Raw genomic sequence first — 21877 nt, 5'->3', positions numbered from 1 at the left:
GTCGACATCACCGCGCACCCCCCAGCGGCAGCGTCGCCAGCATGCCCGGGACCTGTTCGCGGTCGAGTCGGACCAGGCCCGTCTTCACGCCGCGCGCCGCGCGCTCCAGTTCGTGTCGGGCGGTCACCAGCTCCTCGTCGCTGCGCCCGGTGATCCGTACATGTCCGGTGACCGTCACCTCCTGACGGTCACCGCCGCTCAGCGTCAGGCTGAAGGTCGTCGCCAGCGCCGGCAGCGAGGTCAGCAGCGCCACCAGCTGCGGCATCGACGCCCCCGCGCCGCCCGCGCCGCCCAACTGGGGCCAGCGGCCCACCCAGTACGTCGTGTGCCGTCGGTCGTCCACCCGCCAGGTCCGCGCCGTCTCCTGGGTCCGCCGCGCCTGCGCCTGCCCCCGGCCCGCCTGCGCTATCGCCATGGGGCTGGCGCAGGTCGAGGTGGCGAGCGCGGCGGTCAGTTCCTGCTCGGTGAGGACGGTCGCCCGGAAGCCCGCCCCCGCCAGCCGGCTCGCCAGCTGGTCCGCGGCCCGCACCAGGCACTTCTGCGCGCCCTCAAGACCGCCGCCGCGCGCCTCCACCGCCTCGGGGCACAGCTCCGGGTCCAGCTTGAGCGCGATCCAGGTGATGCGGAGCGCGGGCGAACCCGTCTGCGCCTGCAGCGGCGCGTAGTTGCGGGCGGCCATCGACTGCGCGGGCAGGTGCGGCGCGGGCGCCGGCTGGGTGTGCTGCACGATCTGCGCGGACTCCAGCCGGATGCCGTCCACCGACAGGACGTCCCGGACGAGCCCGACCGGCAGCGGCCGCGCCGAGCGGTCCGGGCGCAGCGCCGTGGCCTCCGACTCGACCCGCACCACCGCCGTGAGGAAGGTGCCGTCGCCGATCATCCCGACCGGACGCCGGTCGCGGTCGCTGTACGCGTACGTCCGCAGCGCCGGGTCGCACTCGACGACCGGGGCGAGCCCCGGCTCGGTGCCCTCCGGCACGGTCAGCGAACCGGCCCGGCGGGTCCTGGCGCGCAGCGCGAGGAAGGTGGCCAGCCACTCCGGCAGCGACCGCCGGTGCCGCCGCACCACCGCGAGCAGCACGAGCAGCGCCGCGACCACGCCCGCGGGCACCAGCATCAGCTTGTCGACGACGGCCGCCACGAGCAGCAGCGCCGCCGCGACCTGGATCAGTACGAGCTGTTGCAATCGGAACGAACCGAAGTGTCCCGGACGCGCCTGGAGTCGTGGTGAGACCGAGGACGGAACGGACGAAACGGGCCCCGGAGAAGGGGAGACGGAGGGTGCGGAAGAGGACGCGACGGCAGCGGGCCGCGCCCGCGTAGCGGAAGCCATGATGGAGAATCCCCCTCAATTCATCCCGATCACCCTGGCCCGCCAGGCCATTGGCGGCTGGATCACCCTACCCGCCCCACAAGCGCGGGCGGACAGCAGGCATAGTAGGGGGCCGGTCCGACAGCCGGGGCCCGGGCGCCATGCTCCCCGGACTCCCGAGCGCAGACTGAGCCTGACGAAAATGGGGACTCATGGCATCACGGCGGGACGAGCTCAACGCGTACACCTTTGCGAAGAAGCGCACGGTCGCGGCATTCCTCCAACCCTCTCCCTCGGGTACGGAGGAGGGGGCGCCCAAGCCGCTGCGCGCGGTCGTCCCCGGCCTGATCATCGGCGCCCTGGTGCTGGCCGGGTTCGGCGCCTGGGGCATGTTCAAGCCCTCCGCGCCCAAGGGCTGGGACAAGCCCGGCACCAAGGTGATCGTCGGCAAGCAGTCGACCACCCGCTACGTGGTGCTCACCACCGGCACGGGCAAGAACCGGAAGACCCTGCTCCATCCGGTGCTCAACCTGGCCTCGGCCCGGCTGCTGCTCAACCCCGACGACTTCCAGGTCATCCAGGTCGACGACAGCGAACTCGACAAGGGGAAGCCGCCGCGCGGCCCGATCCTCGGCATCCCCTACGCCCCGGACCGGCTGCCCGGCGCCGAGGACGCGGGCACGGCCAAGCGCTGGGCCGTGTGCGAACAGCCCGGCGGCGGCAACGGCGGCGGCGTGCAGAAGGCCACCTTCCTCTTCGCCAAGCGCGACCTCGGCCGCACGGACGACAAGAGCAAACTGAGTCCTGGCCAAGTCCTGTACGTGAAGGGGCAGAAGGCGAGCGCCCAGTACCTCGTCGACGACAAGGGCGTGAAGTACCGGATCAACGAGAAGGCGACCAACCTCACCCTCACCCTCTTCGGAGACAAGCAGCCCCAGCAGGTGACCGACGACTGGCTGGCCACCCTGAAGACGGGCACGCCCATCGACTACCCGGTGATCCCGGGCCCGGTCGGCACCGACGCCGGCGTCAACGGCGGCCTCTCCGAGGCCCAGGACAGGGTCGGCATGGTGCTGCGCGCCAAGACCGGCGCCGGCCCCCAGGACTACGTCGTGCTCCAGGGCAAGGTGCAGCCCGTCTCCGCCTTCACCGCCTGGCTGCTCATCAACTCCCCGCAGGAGGGGAAGCCGGACATGAAGGGCGAGCGGAGCGACGTCGACCTGAACAAGATCCCCCCGGCCGACGGCACGTTCGCCGCCGACCGCGACTGGCCCACGCGTCAGTCCGAGCTGGTCAACTCCTCCGGTGTCGCGGGCGCCCGCGACACCCTCTGCTCGGTCCTGGAGAAGGTCGACGGCAAGGGCGGGACGACCCTGTCGACCTGGGCGGGCACCAAGTACCCCGCCGACATCACGGCTGGCGGCACCAGCACGTACGTCACCCCCGGCACCGGGCTGCTCTACACCCAGGTCCAGGGCAAGCAGTCCGCGCCCGGCGGCTCCCTCTTCCTCGTCACCGACACCGGACTGCGCTACGCGATGCAGGCCAACGGCGACAGCGACAAGGGCCGTTCCGAGATCGGCGCGGCCGAGCAGAAGCAGAACGACGGACGCCCGGAACCCACCGACGCGCAGAAGCGTCTCGGCTACGAGAAGGTCACTCCGGTGCTCGTCCCGATGGAGTGGTCGGAGTTCCTGTCCAAGGGCCCGCGCCTCGACACCAACAGCGCGCGCCAGCCGCAGGGTTCGTGAGGGAGGGGGAGCGGATGACTGCGTACCGTATGGCCCGAACGGCCCGTACGGCGGCCCTGCTCGCCGCGACGACCCTCACCGGGCTGCTCGCGTCGCCGCCCGCCGCGTACGCCGAGGGTGTCGCGCGGCCCGCCGGTCTGGACGGCAGCGGCGAGTGCACCTTCCCCATGAAGAAGCAGATCGAGGGCGTCCCCTGGCCGCTCCAGCGGGTGCTGCTCGACGAGCTGTGGCAGGACACCAAGGGCAAGGGAGTCCGGGTCGCCGTCATCGACACCGGCGTCGACGTCGTCAATAAGCAGCTGGCGGGGGCGGTGGACCGGAAGGCGGGCAAGGACTACCTGAAGCCCGACAAGGAGAACCCGGGCCCGGGGGACAGCGAGCGCGGCAAGACCGGAGGCACCAAGGACGAGGTCGGCCACGGCACCAAGGTCGCCGGGATCATCGCCGCCCGCGCCGTCGACGGCACCGGCTTCGTCGGTCTGGCCCCCGAGGCCACGATCATCCCGATCCGGCAGAACGACGAGAAGAACAGCGGCAAGTCCGACACGATGGCGCTGGCCATCGACCACGCGGTCGCCCAGCGCGCGGACGTCATCAACATCTCCCAGGACACCGCCCAGCCGCTCGGCCCGAACTCGAAGATGGGCCAGGCCGTCGCCCGGGCGATCAAGGCCGGCGTCGTGGTCGTCGCCTCCGCCGGCAACGACGGTGTGGACGGCAAAGACAAGTTCACCTACCCCGCCGCCTTCCCCGGCGTGCTCGCCGTCGCCTCGTCGGACCGCGACAACGAGCGCGCCGCGTTCTCGCAGTCCGGCCCGTTCGTCGGGGTCGCCGCACCCGGTGTCGACATCGTCTCCACGGTCCCCGGGGGCGGCCAGTGCGTGGACAACGGGACCAGCTTCTCCGCCCCGTACGTCTCCGGCGTCGCCGCCCTGCTGCGCGCCAAGCACCCGGACTGGACCCCGGCGCAGATCGTGACCAGGATCGAGCAGACCGCGATCCGGTCGATCAACGGCCATGACAGGCACGTGGGTTGGGGCGTGGTCGATCCGGTACGGGCACTCGCCGACGGAACTGACGGAACTGACGGAACCGGCGGGGCCGGCGGATCCGACGGAAACGCCGACACCGCCCCGCCGAGCAGCCCCACCCCGGACCCGGGCCCGCCGAAGCCACCGGCGCCCGAACCGGCCCACATGGCGATGTCGGAGACTCCCCAGGAGCGCTCCGAACGGCTCGCCACCTATGTGTTGGGGATCGGCGCGGTGCTGGTGGCGGTCGTCGCCGGAACCGCCGCCGTGATCCGCGACAGCCGCCGCCGGAGACCGCTCCGATGAGCCAAGTATCCGGCGGGTGCTTTGCAGTTGGAACTACCGTCCCCAATGGCTAGAGTGACGGTCGGGGGCACGGTAGTGCGATCCCAGCACGGGGGCGGCATCAAGAGATACCCGTCCGAATCGTGATCGGAAGGCCCGGCGGCCCGACCGCCGCCGCCACCGATGGAAGAAGGGGCAAGATGTCGAAAGACCTGAACGTAACCAGTGCCGAACAAGTCAAGCTCGCCGGCCGGATCCAGGACTTCCACGACGAGCTCCAGGCCCGCATCACCTCCCTCAACGGCGTGGTGGACCGCATCCAGGCGGGCTGGCAGGGTGCTGCGAGCAAGGAGTACGACCGCGTTCAGAACGACCTGAACCAGCGGCTGCGCAACATGCGCGTCGAGCTCGTGAAGCTGGAAGAGGTCATGCGCATGAGCGCCGACGGCTTCACGCGGGAGGAGGAGGACCGCATCCGGTCCTTCCGCAAGATGGACGACACCACGGGTGGCCAGAGCGCCATCCTCGGCATGGCCTGAGCCTCGCCCACCTCCCGCGTCCCTACACTCCAGGAGCCACGAAGATGACTACTGCGGTCAATTACGACACCGTGACCCAGGCGGCCGGCGACGTCCGTCTGACGTCCAGCCAGCTCAGCCAGAAGCTGGACGACCTCATGGCCGAGGTCAACCGCGTCGCCTCCAACTGGGAGGGCGAGGCGAAGATCGCGTACCGCGAGAGCCAGGACCGCCTGACCAAGGACATGGCGGGCATGAACCAGGACCTGGCGCGCATCGCCCAGCTCCTCGACGAGTCGGTCGTCGGCTACCAGGACACCGACAAGGGCAACGCGTCCCGCTTCCGCATGATGATGTGACGAAGCGCGAGCAGAGCTGAGGGGGTGGCCCGTGTCGTACGGGCCACCCCCTCACGCGTACGCACGCCCTGCTTCGGCGTGCGCGCGCCTACTTCAGATCGAACTCGCCGTCCCGCGCACCGAGCACGAAGGCGTCCCACTCGGCCTTCGTGTACCGCAGCACGGTCTCCTTCTCCAGCGAGGAACGCATCGCCACCCCGCCACCGGGCAGATAGGCGATCTCCACCCGCTCCTCGTCCGGGCTGGTCCCCGGCGCCCCCTGCCACTCGACACCCGAGATGTCGAGGGCGTAGAGCTCTTCCTTCACACGTTCCCTGTCCTGGGCGTCAGTCATCGGCGCGGCCCCTATCTGTGCTGATCAGTTGGGTGAACGACCCTGCCGGTCACCCTACCGACGTCGACGCCCGCCCCGGGTCCGTACATCGAAACGGCCCCGGGACGGGCGTCGCCGCTTTCCGGCTGCTTTCCGGAAACGCCCTAGGTCCGGTCCGGCAGCCACCCCAGCTGCACCAGCGGAGCCCCCCGCTTGCGGGAGACGAAGGTGCCGCGGCCCGGCGGCATCGGCCTGGCGCGGACGTTGCCGAGGATGTCGCCCTCGCCGGGGTCGCCGGAGAGGATGACGCCCTGCGCGCCGAGCTCCTTCGCGCGCTGCATGAACGGCTCGTACATCGCGCGGGACGCGCCCGCCGCGCTGCGGGCCACGATGAAGCGGATGCCGACGTCGCGGGCGAAGGGCAGATTCTCCACCAGGACCTGGAGCGGGTTGCCCGAGTTCGTCGCGACCAGCTCGAAGTCGTCGATCAGGACGTACAGCTGCGGCCCCGTCCACCAGCTGCGGTCGCGCAACTGCTGCGGCGTGATGTCCGGCTTCGGGGCGCGCTTGGTCATCACCGTGTTGATCGCGTCCATGTGCATCTGCATGGCCGAGGCCATCGGCGCGTACTCAAGGAGGTGCGAAGGCGCCACCGCCTCCAGCATCGTGCGCCGGTAGTCGCCGACGACGATCCTGGCCTGCTCCGGCGTGTACCGCTCGCACAACTGCTTGGCGATCAGACGCAGCAGCGCCGTCTTGCCGGACTCGCTCTCGCCGAAGACCAGGAAGAACGGATCCGACTCGAAGTCGACGAACACCGGCTCCAGGTTCGTCTCGTCGATGCCGATCGCGATGCCGTGCTGCGGGTACTCGAAGCCCTTCGGCAACTGCTCCGCGGGCAGCCGGCGCGGCAGCAGTCGCACGGCCGGGGCGGGCGCCCCCGTCCACGCGGCCTTCACGGCCTGCACGAACGCGGCCGTGCCCTCGGAGAGGTCCACCGCCGAGCTCGACCCGTCGACGCGCGGCAGCGCCCCCATGAAGTGCAGCTTCTCCGGCACCTGCCCGCGTCCGGGCACGCCCGGCGGCACGTTGGCGGCGACCTTGCGGTCGAACTCGGAGTCCATGACGTCACCGAGCCGCAGCTCAAGACGCCCCAGCATCTGGTCCTTGAGCGCCGCCCGCACCTCCATGTAGCGGGCCGCGGTGATCACCACGTGGATGCCGTAGCCCAGACCGCGCGCCGCGAGGTCCGAGACGATCGGCTCCAGCATGTCGTAGTCGTTGCGGAAACCGCCCCAGCCGTCCACGACCAGGAACACGTCGCCCCAGGCCTCGCCGGGGAGTTCACCGGCCGCGCGCTTGCGCCGGTACGTCGCGATGGAGTCGATGTTGTTGGCGCGGAAGAACTCCTCCCGCCGGTTCAGCACGCCCATCACCTCGGCGACCGTCCGCCGCACCCGCTCCGGGTCGAGCCGGGAGGCCACCCCGCCGACATGCGGCAGATCGGCCAGCGAGGACATGCCGCCACCGCCGAAGTCCAGGCAGTAGAACTGCACCTCGGCCGGCGTGTGGGTGAGCGCGAACGACGACACCAGCGTGCGCATCAGCGTCGACTTGCCGGACTGCGGACCGCCGACCACCATCATGTGGCCCGCCGCCCCCGAGAAGTCCCGGTACAGCACCTCACGCCGCTGCTCGAACGGCTTGTCGATCAGGCCGAGCGGCACGGTCAGCCCGCCGGGGCGGGTGTACTCCGTCGCCGTAAGCCCCCGGTCCGCCGTCTGCGCGAGCCCCGGCAGCAACTGGTCCAGCGTCGGCGCCTGGTCGAGCGGCGGCAGCCACACCTGGTGGGCCGGCACGCCCTGCCCCTCAAGCCGGCGCACGATCACGTCGAGGACGGTGTCCGCGAGCGCGTCGTCCTCCTCGGCGCGCTGCGCCGTCAGATACGCCGGGTCGGGCGCCGCGTACACCACGGGCACCGGCGAGGCCGTGAACAGCGCGGGCCGCCGCTCGATCGGCAACTGCCCGGCCGCGAGCCGCGGACCGCCCGTACGGTACGTCCCCGAGACGTACGCCGCCTTGAAGCGGGTCATCTCGTCCGTACCGAACTTCAGATAGCCGGAGCCCGGCACCGACGGCAGGTGGTACGCGTCCGGCACACCGATCGCCGTGCGCGACTCCGCAGCGGAGAAGGTCCGCAGACCGATCCGGTACGAGAGGTACGTGTCCAGGCCGCGCAGCTTGCCCTCCTCCAGGCGCTGCGAGGCCAGCAGCAGATGCACGCCCAGCGAACGCCCGATGCGGCCGATCTGGATGAACATGTCGATGAAGTCCGGCTTGGCGGTGAGGAGTTCGGAGAACTCGTCGATCACCAGGACCAGCGAGGCCAGCGGCTCCAGCGGAGCGCCCGCCGCCCGCGCCTTCTCGTAGTCGTGGATGTTCGCGTAGTTGCCCGCCGACCGCAGCAGCTCCTGCCGCCGCTGGAGCTCACCGCGGATCGCGTCGCCCATGCGGTCGACCAGCGTCAGGTCGTCCGACAGGTTGGTGATGACCGCCGCCACGTGCGGCATCTGCGACATGCCCGCGAAGGTCGCGCCGCCCTTGAAGTCCGCGAGGACGAAGTTCAGCGTCTCCGAGGAGTGTGTCACCGCGAGCCCCAGCACCAGCGTGCGCAGCAGCTCCGACTTGCCCGAGCCCGTCGCGCCCACGCACAGACCGTGCGGGCCCATGCCCTCCTGGGCGGCCTCCTTCAGGTCCAGCATGACCGGCTGCCCGTCCTCGCCGACACCGATCGGCACCCGCAGCCGCTCGGCGACCGACCGGGGCCGCCAGGTGCGGGCCACGTCCACCGAGGCGGCGTCGCCCAGGTTCAGCAGATCCGTGAAGTCCAGGTTGGCCAGCAGCGGCTCGTCGTCGTCCCCGCCGCCCATCGCCAACGGCGCGAGCTGCCGGGCCAGCGCCTCCGCGGCCGGCAGCGACATCCCGTCCGGCACGCCCTCGTACGCGAAGCCGCCGCCCGACTCCAGGCGCAGCCGCCCCGGCCGCACCACCACGGACAGACCGCCGCGCGGCTCGTCGAGCTCACCGGAGACCACCTCGACGATGGTCACGCCCTGGAGCCCCTCGGCCGCCGCCAGCAGGGAGTCCGGCGGCACCATCCCGCCGTCCAGGACCACCACCACATGCGGCTGGTCGAGCACCGGCTGGTTGTCCCGGCTGAACCGCGGCCGCCCGTCGAGCCGCGAGCGGATCAACTGCTCCAGCTCGCCCAGATCGTCACCGAACAGGCGCTTGGTGCCCGCCCCGTCGACGGTCCCGGGCACCTGGCTGTGCGGCAGCCACTTCGTCCAGTCCCAGCGCTCCTGCGCGCCGCGCGCCGCCACCACGGCCAGCATCAGGTCGTCGGGGGAGTGCAGCGTCACCAGCTGCGCCACCAGACCGCGCGCGGCGGACTGCGCCGACTCCGGATCACCGGAGACCGTCACGTGGTAGAACGCCCGCATCGACACCGCCATCGGCAGCCCGTCCAAGGTGCCGTGCACCGCGAGGAACTGCTGCATCGCGCCCGCGCACAGCGGCTCCAGCTCGTCCACCGGAGCCGTGTCCGGCGCCACCAGCGGAGTCGCCAGCTGCTGCGCGCCGAGACCGATCCGCGCCTGCGCGAAGTCGTGGTCGCCGACCCGCCGCTCCCAGACCCGCGAGCCCTCGGCCACTACCGACCACAACTGCTCGGGCGCCGGGTGCAGATAGAGCTGCGCGTCCCGCTGACGACGGGCCGTCCGGCGCACCGTACGCCGGGTCTGCGCGAGGTATTTGAGGTAGTCCCGCCGCACATCGGCCATTTGCCCCTGCGTACCGCGACGGAATCTCACGAACTGGGCGATCGCCATCGCGACCGTCGACGCCAGCATCAGGACGCCCATGATCCGCATGATCGGCGACGGCGTCATGAAGAAGAAGACCACCGACGAGCCCATGCCCAGCATCGGCAGGAGCTGCATCAACGCGGACTCCTGCTGCCCCCGCGGAAGTTCCGGCGGCGGCTCCAGGACCAGTTCCTCGCCGGGTACTTCCGGAGGAAGGGACCTCGGCGGGCGTTTGACGACGATCTGGCTCACCGGCGCATCAATCCCTCGTTACGGGCGGGCTCGTGAGGGAGCGACCGCACCGGCGCCCCCGTCGGCTGTGTTCCATGCGGTCTCCCCCGTGAGTGCAGGATCCTACTTGCAGCCACCGTCACCGGTCCCCGGTAGGGTGGCGCCGCATTGTGCGCAACCGCGAATCAGGGGGTCCAGAAACGTGAGTACGACCGCAGCGACCGGCTTCTGCCGCGTCACCGTCGTGGCGCCCGACAGCCGCATCGACGTCGCACTCCCCGAGGACATCGCCGTCGCCGACGTCTACCCGGAGATCCTCCGGCTCACCGGGCAGACCCAGCCGGCCGGCGCCCCCACCGGCTACCACCTGGTCCGGCGCGACGGCTCCGTCCTCGACGGCGCCCGCACGCTCGCCGCCCAGCAGGTCCTCGACGGCGAGGTGCTCTCGCTCCGCCCCTTCGCGCAGTCGCTGCCGCCGGCCGTCTTCGACGACGTCTCCGACGCCGTCGCCTCCGCCGTCACCCGCGACCGGCACCTGTGGAGCGACGACCTGCTGCGCGGCGCCGGACTCGTCGGCGGCGTGCTGCTCCTCGTCCTCATGGGCTTCGTCCTCTGGTTCGCCGACCCGCTCCGCCACGACATGCACAGCCTGCCCGGCGTCATCGCGGGCGCCGCGGGCCTGCTGCTCACCGCCTTCGCGGGCGTCCGCGCCCGGGTCTACGGGGACCGCGCCACCGCCGTCGCCCTGGGCCTCGGCGCGCTGCCGCTGCTGCTCATCGCCGGCTCCGGCATCATCGCCCCCGACGCGGGCCAGGGCCCCGGCCGGCTCCAGTTCCTGCTCGGCTGCGTCACCGTCCTGGTGGCCGCCGTCGCGCTCGTCGCGCTCACCCCGAGCGGCGACGCCCCCTTCGTCGCGGCCACCTTCCTGGCCACCGTCGGCACCCTCGCCACCTTCCTGGCGATCCTGACCGAGGCCTCCGCCACCGGGACCGCCGCCGTCTGCGTGCCCGTCGCCATCGGCCTGGTCGCCTTCCTGCCCGGCCTCTCCGCCCGCTTCGCCCGGCTGCCCATCGGCTACGCCGCCCCGCGCAGCGCCGCCGACGACGAGTTCCTGCCCGACCCGCACCGCGCGGCCCACGAGGAGGCGCAGCCCGTCGACGGCGAGCGCATCGCCCTCCAGGCCCGGCGCGGCCACGAGATGCTGCTCGGCCTGGTCGGCGGCTGCGCGGCCGTCGTCGTCGGCTCCGCCGCGGTCCTCGGCTTCGCCGGGAACGTCTGGGGACAGCTCCTCGCGCTGGCCGCCGGCCTCGCGATGCTGCTGCGCGCCCGGCTCTTCCGCTACACCTCGCAGGTCGCCTGCGTTCTGGTCGCCGGTCTCGCCGCCATCGCGCTGCTGATCCTCGGCCTCTCCCTCAACCCGCCGGTCGACCTGGTCAAGGACCTCGTGATGTACGGGGACCGCGGCGGCCTCGACATCCGTACGATCTGGCTCACCGCGGCCGTCGCCGCCGGTGCCGCCCTGGTCACCGCGATCGGCCTGATCATCCCGAGGAAGGGCCTCTCGCCCTTCTGGGGCCGGCTGCTCGACCTCACGGAGGGTTTCGTCCTGCTCTCCCTGGTCCCGCTCTGCCTCGCCGTCCTCGACGTGTTCATGGCGGCCAGGTCCATGACCAGCTGAGGTCCGCCCGGATCACCCGAACGGCCTCACCGGCGACCTGGTACGCTGTGTGACGGCCGTTTGTGTACGCGCTTCCGGAACTCTGCCCTCAGGGCGGTCTCGGGGAGCTGCGCTCATCGGACCTTCGCTCGCGAGTCACGGAAGATTCCCCTGAGATCCAGACCAGGGGCACTCGTGGGCGCACGAACACCAAGAGGAGATCCGCGTGGCTCTCGACGCCGCTGTCAAGAAGCAGATCATGGCCGAGTTCGGCACCAAGGAGGGCGACACCGGCTCCCCCGAGGTCCAGGTCGCGATGCTGTCCCGCCGCATCTCGGACCTGACCGAGCACCTCAAGACCCACAAGCACGACCACCACTCCCGTCGTGGTCTGCTGATCCTGGTCGGCCAGCGCCGCCGCCTTCTGCAGTACCTGGCCAAGAAGGACATCCAGCGCTTCCGTGCCCTGGTCGACCGCCTCGGCATCCGCCGCGGTGCGGCCGGCGGCGCCAAGTAAGGACGCCGTGAAGGGAGCGGTTCCCACTTTCAGGGGGCCGCTCCCTTTGCTGTACGTGCGAAAGGTGCGCACCGGCCCGTAGGCTGGTGGCACAACCGCACCGCACAACAGCACAGACGAAGAGCGAGGAGCCGCCTGCTCGCCGCCGGTCCTCGGTAGTGGCCCCCGGGCAAGAGACCCCGGGAGCTTCGATCGAAGACCGGCCCGCACCCAGCGCGCTTCTCCGCCTCCGTCGACACCGTCCCCGGCCACACGGGCCGAAGGACGCAAAGACGAACACGTAGGAGAAACCGCTAGTGGAGAACGAGACCCACTACGCCGAGGCCGTCATCGACAACGGCACCTTCGGCACCCGCACCATCCGCTTCGAGACCGGCCGTCTGGCCAAGCAGGCCGCCGGCTCCGCCGTCGCCTACCTGGACGACGACACGATGGTCCTTTCCGCGACCACCGCCTCGAAGCGCCCCAAGGACCAGCTCGACTTCTTCCCCCTGACGGTGGACGTCGAGGAGCGGCAGTACGCGGCCGGCAAGATCCCCGGCTCGTTCTTCCGCCGTGAGGGCCGGCCCTCCGAGGACGCGATCCTCACCTGCCGCCTGATCGACCGGCCGCTGCGCCCCTCCTTCAAGAAGGGCCTGCGCAACGAGATCCAGATCGTCGAGACGATCATGGCGCTCAACCCCGACCACCTGTACGACGTGGTCGCGATCAACGCCGCCTCGGCGTCCACGATCCTGGCGGGCCTGCCCTTCTCCGGCCCGATCGGCGCCACCCGCGTCGCCCTGATCAAGGGCCAGTGGGTCGCGTTCCCGACGCACACCGAGCTCGAGGACGCCGTCTTCGACATGGTCGTCGCCGGTCGCGTCCTGGAGGACGGCGACGTCGCGATCATGATGGTCGAGGCCGAGGCCACCGAGAAGACGATCGAGCTCGTCAAGGACGGCGCCGAGGCGCCGACCGAGGAGGTCGTCGCCGCGGGCCTCGAGGCCGCGAAGCCCTTCATCAAGGTCCTCTGCAAGGCCCAGTCGGACCTCGCCGCCAAGGCCGCCAAGCCCACCGGCGAGTTCCCGGTCTACCTGGACTACCAGGACGACGTCCTGGAGGCGCTCACCGCCGCCGTCAAGGGTGAGCTCACCAAGGCGCTCACCATCGCCGGCAAGCAGGAGCGCGAGGCCGAGCTCGACCGCATCAAGGAGATCGCGGCCGAGAAGCTGCTCCCGGCCTTCGAGGGCCGCGAGAAGGAGATCGGCGGCGCCTACCGCGCGCTGACCAAGAAGCTGGTCCGCGAGCGCGTCATCAAGGACAAGGTCCGCATCGACGGCCGTGGCCTGACCGACATCCGTACGCTTGCGGCCGAGGTCGAGGCCATCCCGCGCGTGCACGGCTCGGCGCTGTTCGAGCGTGGCGAGACCCAGATCCTGGGCGTCACCACCCTCAACATGCTCCGCATGGAGCAGCAGCTGGACACCCTCTCCCCGGTGACCCGCAAGCGCTACATGCACAACTACAACTTCCCGCCGTACTCCGTCGGTGAGACCGGCCGCGTGGGCTCGCCCAAGCGCCGCGAGATCGGCCACGGCGCGCTCGCCGAGCGCGCCATCGTGCCGGTGCTGCCGACCCGCGAGGAGTTCCCCTACGCGATCCGCCAGGTGTCCGAGGCCCTCGGCTCCAACGGTTCGACGTCGATGGGCTCGGTCTGCGCCTCCACCATGTCGCTGCTGAACGCCGGTGTGCCCCTCAAGGCCGCCGTCGCCGGTATCGCCATGGGTCTGATCTCCGAGGAGATCGACGGCCAGACGCACTACGTCGCCCTCACCGACATCCTCGGTGCGGAGGACGCCTTCGGCGACATGGACTTCAAGGTCGCCGGCACGAAGCAGTTCGTGACCGCCCTCCAGCTCGACACCAAGCTGGACGGCATCCCGGCCTCCGTCCTGGCCGCGGCCCTCAAGCAGGCCCGCGACGCGCGACTGCACATCCTCGACGTGATGAACGAGGCGATCGACGTTCCGGACGAGATGTCCCCGAACGCGCCGCGCATCATCACCGTCAAGATCCCGGTGGACAAGATCGGTGAGGTCATCGGCCCCAAGGGCAAGATGATCAACCAGATCCAGGAGGACACCGGCGCCGAGATCACGATCGAGGACGACGGCACCATCTACATCGGTGCCCAGCAGGGCTCGCAGGCCGAGGCCGCCCGCGCCACGATCAACGGCATCGCCAACCCGACCATGCCGGAGGTCGGCGAGCGCTACCTGGGTACGGTCGTCAAGACCACCACCTTCGGTGCCTTCGTCTCCCTGCTCCCGGGCAAGGACGGCCTGCTGCACATCTCGCAGATCCGCAAGCTGGCCGGTGGCAAGCGCGTGGAGAACGTCGAGGACGTGCTCGCGATCGGCTCCAAGGTCCAGGTCGAGATCGCCGAGATCGACCAGCGCGGCAAGCTGTCCCTCATCCCGGTCATCGCGGACGAGGACGGCGCCGAGGGCGACAAGGACGACGCTGCCAAGTGACGTCCCGTAGTTCCCGCGCGACGGCCCGCCCCTCCTCGGAGGGGCGGGCCGTCGCCCGTACCCAAACGCTTCTCCCGGGCAAGGACGGCATCGGCACCGTGCGCCGTACGACCCTCCCCGGCGGCCTCCGGATCGTCACCGAGACCCTCCCCTCGGTACGCTCCGCCACCTTCGGCATCTGGGCCCACGTCGGCTCCCGCGACGAGACCCCGACGCTCAACGGTGCCACCCACTACCTGGAGCACCTCCTCTTCAAGGGCACCCACAAGCGGTCCGCCCTCGACATCTCGGCCTCGATCGACGCGGTCGGCGGCGAGATGAACGCCTTCACGGCGAAGGAGTACACCTGCTACTACGCCCGGGTCCTCGACACCGACCTGCCGCTGGCGATCGACGTCGTCTGCGACATGCTCACGGACTCGCTCATCCTCGAATCCGACGTGAACGCCGAACGCGGTGTGATCCTCGAAGAGATCGCGATGACCGAGGACGACCCCGGCGACATGGTGCACGACCTGTTCGCGCAGACCATGTTCGGCGACACCCCGCTGGGCCGCCCGGTCCTCGGCACCGTCGACACGGTCAACGGGCTCACCCGGGACCAGATCGCCCGCTTCTACAAGAAGCACTACGACCCGACCCACCTGGTCGTCGCCGCCGCCGGCAACGTCGACCACGCCACGGTGGTACGCCAGGTCCGCCGCGCCTTCGAGAAGGCCGGCGCCCTCACCCGTACCGACGCCACCCCGATCGCCCCGCGCGACGGGCACCGCACCCTGCGCACCGCGGGCCGGGTCGAGCTGCTCGGCCGCAGGACCGAGCAGGCCCACGTGGTCCTCGGCATGCCGGGTCTGGCCCGCACCGACGAGCGCCGCTGGGCGCTCGGCGTGCTGAACACCGCCCTCGGCGGCGGCATGTCCTCCCGCCTCTTCCAGGAGGTCCGGGAGAAGCGCGGCCTGGCCTACAGCGTGTACTCGTACACCTCCGGCTTCGCCGACTGCGGCCTCTTCGGGGTGTACGCGGGCTGCCGCCCCAGCCAGGTCCACGACGTGCTGCGGATCTGCCGGGACGAGCTCGACAAGGTCGCGACCGACGGGCTCACGGACGACGAGATCGCCCGCGCCATCGGGCAGCTCTCCGGCTCCACCGTGCTCGGCCTGGAGGACACCGGCGCGCTGATGAACCGCATCGGCAAGAGCGAGCTGTGCTGGGGCACCCAGATGTCGGTCGACGACATGCTGACCCGGATAGCGGCCGTCACCCCGGACGAGGTACGGGAAGTGGCCCGCGATGTACTGGAGCAGCGTCCCTCGCTCGCGGTGATCGGCCCGCTGAAGGACAAGCAGGCGGACCGCCTCCACCAAGCGGTCTCCTGACCAGCCCTTTCTCGTCATGTAAGGAACCAGAGGTATGAGCAAGCTGCGCGTGGCGGTCCTCGGAGCCCAGGGCCGCATCGGCTCCGAGGCGGTCAAGGCCGTCCAGGCCGCCGAGGACATGGAACTGGTCGCGGCCCTGGGCCGCGGCGACAAGCTGGAGACCCTGGTCGAGGCGGACGCCCAGGTCGTGGTCGAGCTGACCACGCCCGCCTCGGTCATGGAGAACCTCGACTTCTGCGTGCGCCACGGCATCCACGCGGTCGTCGGGACCACCGGCTGGACCGAGGAGCGCCTCGCGCAGCTGACGGGCTGGCTCGCCGCCGCTCCCGGGACGGGCGTCCTGATCGCCCCGAACTTCTCCGTCGGAGCGGTCCTGACCATGAAGTTCGCGCAGCTCGCGGCGCCGTACTTCGAGTCCGTCGAGGTCATCGAGCTGCACCACCCGCGCAAGGTGGACGCCCCCTCGGGCACCGCCGCCCGCACCGCCCAGCTGATCGCCGCCGCCCGTGCCGAGGCCGGCCTCGCCGCCCAGCCCGACGCGACGGCGACCGCCCTTCCGGGGGCGCGCGGCGCGGACGTGGACGGCGTCCCCGTCCACTCCGTACGCCTGCGGGGGCTGCTGGCCCACCAGGAGGTGCTGCTCGGCGGGGAGGGCGAGACCCTGACGATCCGCCACGACTCCCTGCACCACTCCAGCTTCATGCCGGGCATCCTGCTGGGCGCCCGCCGCGTGGTGGACGCCCCGGGCCTCACGTTCGGCCTGGAACACTTCCTGGACCTGGGCTGACGTCATGGGCGGAAAGATCACGTACGTCTTCCTCGCGACCGTCCTCGTCCTCGTCTTCGGCGTGGTCGGGATGGAGGGCGTCCTGCTGCTGCTGACCGGCGAGCCGGCCGCGATGGGCATGGGCGCCGTGGCGTTCCTGCTCCCGCTGGTCGGCGCCTGGTTCCTGTGGAAGAACACCCGCTTCGCGCGCCGGGCCAACCGCCTGGCCGCGGAGCTGGAGGCCGAGGGCGGCCTGCCCGTCGACGAGCTGAAGCGGACCGAGGGCGGTCGCATCGACCGTGACTCGGCCGACGAGGTCTTCGCCCGGCGCAAGGCCGAGACGGAGGACTCGCCGGACGACTGGCGCTGCTGGTTCCGGCTCGCGGTGGCGTACCACGACGCCCGCGACACCCCGCGCGCCCGCCAGGCGATGCAGCGGGCGATCACCCTGCGCGAAGCGGCCTAGGCCGCCCGGGGGACAGCCCGCCGCCCGCTCTAGCGGGCGGCGGACCCCGCGTACTCCGCGTTCCAGGCCTCGACGGTGTCGGCGGCACGGTCGAAGGCCTCGACGCGCGAGAGGAAGTCCGAGTTGTGGTCGGTGAGCAGCAGGGTCTGCGCACCCCCATGGCGTACGAGCATGAGGGCCTGGCCCTGGACGGTGCGGGGGAGTCCCAGCCAGCGCACCGGCTGCTGGGCGGTGCGCACCTCGGAGACCTTCGGCCACGGCACGGTCCGGGTCGAGAGGAACGAGACCTGCCGCAGGCCGGCCCGGCTCACCCACACGCCCATGCGCAGCAGGCGCAGGGCGGCGGCGATGATCAGCACGGCGACACCGAAGGTGAACGCGGCGCCGCCGAGCGCTCCGGCGACGGCGATGACGACGGCGGCCAGCAGCACGAACGAGGCGAGCAGCAGCGCGAGCGCCGCCATCCCCACCCGCCACGGTCCGGGCCGGTACGGACGACGCCACTGGTCGTGGTCGTCGAACGGCAGCGCGATGTCATCGGTCGCGTCGAAAGCACGGTCGGCCGTCAGAAAGGGCAGGGGCACGACAGGTCCTCACTCACAAGCACGTTCGGTGGGCTGTGCCCGGTGAGGCTACCTCAGCGCCCGTCGGAAGCCTCGGACTGCTGCTGCTGAGCGCCGGTGCTCCCGGTCTGGAGGGAGGGCATCCCGAAGACGAGCGATCCGACGAGGCCTGCCACCACGGTCAGCCCGATCAGCGTACGGCCCAGCACCTGTGACGGAGTGAGACGCTCACGCGGCGGCGGAGTGACGTTACTGCGGAAGCGGTCGGACTCCGCGACGAACGCGAACGGAACGGCCTCTCGCCGGCGCAACATCAGGGTCACTCTCCTCGACTCGGTGGTGATGACGTCTGTCACAGGTACAGACGAGCGAATCAGGGTTTTGGTGCCCTTTTTCATCAAAGCGGCCGAATCTCCTCCTTGAGGAGGACGGGACTACAGTGGGCGATTGCAACTCCCCGACAGGAAGGACCGCGGTGACCGACACACCCACCGAGAACCAGAAGATCGACTTCCGGAGCGACGTCACCGTCGATCTGGTCAAGAGCGCGGCCGGCGACTCGGACGTGCTCTGGGCGGCGCGGGTGTCCACGGCGGGCGAGCAGTCCCTTGAGGAGCTCCAGAAGGACCCGGAGCGCTCCAAGGGCCTGATCAACTACCTGATGCGGGACCGCCACGGCAGCCCCTTCGAGCACAACTCGATGACGTTCTTCATCAGCGCCCCGATCTTCGTCTTCCGCGAGTTCATGCGCCACCGGGTGGGCTGGTCGTACAACGAGGAATCGGGCCGCTACAGGGAGCTCCAGCCGGTCTTCTACGTCCCGGACACCTCCCGCAAGCTGGTCCAGGAGGGCCGTCCCGGCAAGTACGTCTTCGTCGAGGGCACCGAGGCGCAGCACGAGCTCATGGGCCGCGCCATGGAGGACTCGTACCGCCAGGCGTACGCGACCTATCAGGAGATGCTGGCCGCGGGCGTCGCCCGCGAGGTCGCCCGTTCGGTCCTCCCGGTGGGCCTGTACTCCTCGATGTACGCCACCTGCAACGCGCGCTCCCTGATGCACTTCCTCGGGCTGCGCACCCAGCACGAGCTCGCCGCGGTGCCCTCGTTCCCCCAGCGGGAGATCGAGATGGTGGGCGAGAAGATGGAGGAGCACTGGGCCCGGCTGATGCCGCTGACCTACGCCGCCTTCAACAAGAACGGCCGTGTGGCCCCATAGAGCACATAAGTACGAACTTCTCCCGCGAAGTGTCCGTATTGCGACGTTTCACGAAGTTCATCTAGGCTGATCAAACGGACCCGGCACTGCTTGAACCCCCGAGCAGGCAGTGCCGGGCTCCCTTTCTCACGTCCCCCTAGGGGACACCCGGCGCTGAGCAGCGAGTAGCGTGTTACCCATGGCTCCGATCTCCACTCCGCAGACCCCCTTCGGGCGGGTCCTCACCGCCATGGTCACGCCCTTCACGGCGGACGGCGCACTCGACCTCGACGGCGCCCAGCGACTCGCCACCCACCTCGTGGACGCCGGCAACGACGGCCTGATCGTCAACGGCACCACCGGCGAGTCCCCCACCACCACCGACGCGGAGAAATCGCAGCTCGTACGGGCCGTACTGGAGGCGGTCGGAGACCGCGCCCACGTCGTCGCCGGCATCGGCACCAACGACACCCACCACACGCTCGAACTCGCCCGTACGGCGGAGCGCGACGGCGCACACGGCCTCCTCGCCGTCACGCCGTACTACAACAAGCCCCCTCAGGAGGGCCTGTACCGGCACTTCTCGGCCATCGCCGACGCCACCGAGCTCCCGGTGATGCTCTACGACATCCCCGGCCGCAGCGGCGTCCCGATCGACACCGAGACGCTCGTCCGGCTCGCCGAGCACCCCCGGATCGTCGCCAACAAGGACGCCAAGGGCGACCTCGGCCGCGCCAGCTGGGCCATCGCCCGCAGCGGCCTCGCCTGGTACTCCGGCGACGACATGCTCAACCTCCCGCTGCTCTCCGTGGGCGCCTGCGGCTTCGTCTCCGTGGTCGGCCACGTGGTCACCCCGGAACTCCGCGCCCTCCTGGAGGCCCACCTGGCCGGCGACGTCCAGAAGGCCACCGAGATCCACCAGCGGCTGCTCCCGGTCTTCACCGGCATGTTCCGCACCCAGGGCGTCATCACCACCAAGGCCGCCCTCGCCCTCCAGGGCCTCCCGGCCGGACCGCTGCGCCTCCCGCTCGTCGAACTCAGCGACGAGGAGACCGCCCAGCTCAGGCTCGACCTGGCCGCCGGCGGGGTAGAACTCTGAACAACGGACTTCACAACTGAAGACACGTAACTGAACACAAACTGCAAGTGCACGAATGTCATGCGCGCCACGTGCCGGCCGGTACGTGGCGCGTGTGGTGAGGAGAGACTTTTGAGCCATCCGCATCCTGAACTCGGCACCCCGCCGAAGCTGCCCAAGGGCGGCCTGCGTGTCACCCCGCTCGGCGGGCTGGGTGAGATCGGCCGGAACATGACGGTCTTCGAGTTCGACGGCCGTCTGCTGATCGTCGACTGCGGCGTCCTCTTCCCCGAAGAGGAGCAGCCGGGCGTCGACCTGATCCTGCCCGACTTCACCACCCTCCAGGACCGCCTCGACGACATCGAGGGCATCGTCCTGACCCACGGCCACGAGGACCACATCGGTGGTGTGCCGTACCTGCTCCGCATGAAGCAGGACATCCCGCTCATCGGCTCCAAGCTGACCCTGGCGCTCATCGAGGCCAAGCTGCAGGAGCACCGCATCCGCCCGTACACCCTTGAGGTGTCCGAGGGCGACCGCGAGCGGCTCGGCCCCTTCGACTGCGAGTTCATCGCCGTCAACCACTCCATCCCCGACGCGCTGGCCGTCGCCATCCGCACCCCCGCGGGCATGGTCGTCCACACCGGCGACTTCAAGATGGACCAGCTGCCGCTGGACAACCGCCTCACGGACCTGCACGCGTTCGCGCGCCTGAGCGAGGAGGGCATCGACCTCCTCCTCACGGACTCGACGAACGCCGAGGTCCCGGGCTTCACGGCGCACGAGCGGGACATCTCCAACGTCCTGCGCAACGTCTTCGCCAACGCCCAGAAGCGCATCATCGTGGCCAGCTTCGCCAGCCACGTGCACCGCATCCAGCAGATCCTGGACGCCGCCCACGAGTACGGCCGCAGGGTCGCCTTCGTCGGCCGCTCCATGGTCCGCAACATGGGCATCGCCCGCGACCTCGGCTACCTGCGGGTCCCCGCCGGCCTGGTCGTGGACGTGAAGACGCTGGACGACCTGCCGGACGACGAGGTCGTGCTGGTCTGTACGGGCTCCCAGGGCGAGCCGATGGCCGCCCTGTCCCGCATGGCCAACCGCGACCACCAGATCCGGATCGTCCCCGGCGACACGGTCATCCTGGCCTCGTCGCTGATCCCGGGCAACGAGAACGCGGTCTACCGCGTGATCAACGGCCTGACCCGCTGGGGCGCCAACGTCGTCCACAAGGGCAACGCCAAGGTCCACGTCTCGGGCCACGCCTCGGCCGGCGAGCTGCTGTACTTCTACAACATCTGCAAGCCGAAGAACCTGATGCCGGTCCACGGCGAGTGGCGCCACCTGCGCGCCAACGCCGAGCTCGGCGCCATGACGGGTGTCCCCAAGGACCACATCGTCATCGCCGAGGACGGCGTCGTCGTCGACCTGGTCGACGGCCGCGCCCGGATCACCGGCAAGGTCCAGGCGGGTTACGTGTACGTCGACGGCCTCTCGGTCGGCGACGTCACCGAGACCCACCTCAAGGACCGCCGGATCCTCGGCGACGAGGGCATCATCTCGGTCTTCGTGGTCGTGGACTCCTCGACCGGCAAGATCGTGAGCGGCCCGAACATCCACGCCCGGGGCTCCGGCATCGAGGACTCCGCGTTCGACGCGGTGATCCCCAAGGTCGACCAGGCCCTGAACAAGTCCGCCCAGGACGGCGTGGTCGAGCCGCACCAGCTCCAGCAGCTGATCCGGCGCACGGTCGGCAAGTGGGTGTCGGACACCTACCGCCGCCGCCCGATGATCCTCCCGGTGGTCGTGGAGGTCTGACGGACCGGCACGCACCAGGAGCGGGGCGCCTCGATTTGCATCGGGGCGCCCCGCTCCAGTACGTTTACGGCTCCGCCAGAACGGGAACCGCCGAGCGCCACAGTGCGCCGGTACGGAAACCGGGAGGCGGGAAAACCGGTTCCGAACTTCTGATAAAGTACGGAACACGCCGGAAGGCCCCGAAAGAAACAAATTCGGGACCGGAAAGCACCGAGGAAATCGGATCGGAAAGATCTGATAGAGTCGGAAACGCAAGAAC

The 21877-nt window shown here is 70.4% G+C and carries 19 protein-coding genes; 13 read left to right on the top strand and 6 right to left on the bottom strand.

The window, feature by feature from the left end; translation table 11 throughout:
- Positions 1–7: 7 nt before the first annotated feature.
- On the bottom strand, positions 8–1333 hold the full coding sequence (eccE, locus tag ABTZ54_RS26020) for a type VII secretion protein EccE (RefSeq protein ID WP_351667523.1): 1326 nt from the start codon (positions 1331–1333) through the stop codon (positions 8–10).
- A 191-nt stretch (positions 1334–1524) separates the two neighbouring features.
- Between eccE and eccB the strand changes: the two genes are divergently transcribed.
- From eccB to ABTZ54_RS26000, 4 genes are all read left to right on the top strand, one after another.
- Positions 1525–3063 (top strand): type VII secretion protein EccB, encoded by a 1539-nt coding sequence (eccB, locus tag ABTZ54_RS26015; RefSeq protein ID WP_351667521.1) that lies wholly within the window; start codon positions 1525–1527, stop codon positions 3061–3063.
- Positions 3064–3077: 14 nt separating this feature from the next.
- Positions 3078–4400 carry a type VII secretion-associated serine protease mycosin gene (gene mycP / locus ABTZ54_RS26010; protein WP_502997314.1) on the top strand — a complete coding sequence of 441 codons (1323 nt, stop codon included), beginning with the start codon at positions 3078–3080 and terminating at the stop codon, positions 4398–4400.
- Positions 4401–4579: 179 nt separating this feature from the next.
- The gene (locus tag ABTZ54_RS26005) at positions 4580–4918 is read left to right on the top strand and encodes a WXG100 family type VII secretion target (RefSeq protein WP_351667519.1); all 339 of its coding nucleotides are present in this window, start codon (positions 4580–4582) and stop codon (positions 4916–4918) included.
- A 44-nt stretch (positions 4919–4962) separates the two neighbouring features.
- The gene (locus tag ABTZ54_RS26000; protein ID WP_351667517.1) at positions 4963–5256 is read left to right on the top strand and encodes a WXG100 family type VII secretion target; all 294 of its coding nucleotides are present in this window, start codon (positions 4963–4965) and stop codon (positions 5254–5256) included.
- 88 nt (positions 5257–5344) lie between these two features.
- Here ABTZ54_RS26000 and ABTZ54_RS25995 read toward each other — a convergent pair whose 3' ends face one another.
- Together ABTZ54_RS25995 and eccCa are read right to left on the bottom strand one after the other, a co-directional pair.
- Complete coding sequence (locus ABTZ54_RS25995) at positions 5345–5590, bottom strand: DUF397 domain-containing protein (RefSeq protein WP_351667515.1); 246 nt, start codon at positions 5588–5590, stop codon at positions 5345–5347.
- Between the two features lie 143 nt (positions 5591–5733).
- A complete protein-coding gene (gene eccCa / locus ABTZ54_RS25990) occupies positions 5734–9687 on the bottom strand; it encodes a type VII secretion protein EccCa (protein ID WP_351667513.1) in 3954 nt (1317 codons plus the stop codon).
- A 181-nt stretch (positions 9688–9868) separates the two neighbouring features.
- Between eccCa and eccD the strand changes: the two genes are divergently transcribed.
- From eccD to ABTZ54_RS25960, 6 genes are all read left to right on the top strand, one after another.
- Positions 9869–11344 carry a type VII secretion integral membrane protein EccD gene (gene eccD, locus ABTZ54_RS25985; RefSeq protein ID WP_351667466.1) on the top strand — a complete coding sequence of 492 codons (1476 nt, stop codon included), beginning with the start codon at positions 9869–9871 and terminating at the stop codon, positions 11342–11344.
- Positions 11345–11549: 205 nt separating this feature from the next.
- Positions 11550–11840: a 30S ribosomal protein S15 gene (rpsO, locus tag ABTZ54_RS25980; protein WP_132918941.1), complete on the top strand. Its 291-nt coding sequence runs from the start codon at positions 11550–11552 to the stop codon at positions 11838–11840.
- A gap of 296 nt (positions 11841–12136) precedes the next feature.
- Positions 12137–14356, top strand: coding sequence for a polyribonucleotide nucleotidyltransferase (locus ABTZ54_RS25975; RefSeq protein ID WP_351667464.1), 2220 nt, complete (start codon positions 12137–12139; stop codon positions 14354–14356).
- The gene (locus ABTZ54_RS25970) at positions 14353–15732 is read left to right on the top strand and encodes a M16 family metallopeptidase (RefSeq protein ID WP_351667462.1); all 1380 of its coding nucleotides are present in this window, start codon (positions 14353–14355) and stop codon (positions 15730–15732) included. The genes ABTZ54_RS25975 and ABTZ54_RS25970 overlap by 4 nt, the downstream gene beginning before the upstream one ends.
- Before the next feature lie 34 nt (positions 15733–15766).
- Complete coding sequence (dapB, locus tag ABTZ54_RS25965) at positions 15767–16519, top strand: 4-hydroxy-tetrahydrodipicolinate reductase (RefSeq protein WP_351667460.1); 753 nt, start codon at positions 15767–15769, stop codon at positions 16517–16519.
- A 4-nt stretch (positions 16520–16523) separates the two neighbouring features.
- The gene (locus ABTZ54_RS25960) at positions 16524–16964 is read left to right on the top strand and encodes a hypothetical protein (protein ID WP_351667458.1); all 441 of its coding nucleotides are present in this window, start codon (positions 16524–16526) and stop codon (positions 16962–16964) included.
- Positions 16965–16993: 29 nt separating this feature from the next.
- On the opposite strand, the gene ABTZ54_RS25955 is transcribed toward ABTZ54_RS25960, so the two are convergent.
- Positions 16994–17548: an SCO5741 family PH domain-containing membrane protein gene (locus ABTZ54_RS25955; protein WP_351667456.1), complete on the bottom strand. Its 555-nt coding sequence runs from the start codon at positions 17546–17548 to the stop codon at positions 16994–16996.
- 53 nt (positions 17549–17601) lie between these two features.
- On the bottom strand, positions 17602–17841 hold the full coding sequence (locus ABTZ54_RS25950) for a hypothetical protein (protein ID WP_351667708.1): 240 nt from the start codon (positions 17839–17841) through the stop codon (positions 17602–17604).
- 161 nt (positions 17842–18002) lie between these two features.
- On the opposite strand from ABTZ54_RS25950, the gene thyX reads away from it, so the two are divergent.
- The 3 genes from thyX (at position 18003) to ABTZ54_RS25935 (ending at position 21618) form a co-directional block, all read left to right on the top strand.
- A complete protein-coding gene (gene thyX / locus ABTZ54_RS25945) occupies positions 18003–18743 on the top strand; it encodes an FAD-dependent thymidylate synthase (RefSeq protein ID WP_351667454.1) in 741 nt (246 codons plus the stop codon).
- A 178-nt stretch (positions 18744–18921) separates the two neighbouring features.
- Positions 18922–19821, top strand: coding sequence for a 4-hydroxy-tetrahydrodipicolinate synthase (dapA, locus tag ABTZ54_RS25940; protein ID WP_351667452.1), 900 nt, complete (start codon positions 18922–18924; stop codon positions 19819–19821).
- A gap of 111 nt (positions 19822–19932) precedes the next feature.
- Positions 19933–21618, top strand: a complete 1686-nt coding sequence (locus tag ABTZ54_RS25935; protein ID WP_351667450.1) for a ribonuclease J — start codon at positions 19933–19935, stop codon at positions 21616–21618.
- 64 nt (positions 21619–21682) lie between these two features.
- Here ABTZ54_RS25935 and ABTZ54_RS25930 read toward each other — a convergent pair.
- Positions 21683–21877: hypothetical protein (locus tag ABTZ54_RS25930; RefSeq protein ID WP_351667448.1), on the bottom strand; the 195-nt coding region annotated here is incomplete at its 5' end.

This window comes from Streptomyces sp. NPDC094032, from assembly GCF_040303965.1.
Lineage (GTDB): Bacteria > Actinomycetota > Actinomycetes > Streptomycetales > Streptomycetaceae > Streptomyces.
This window is presented reverse-complemented; position numbering and strand designations above follow the sequence as displayed.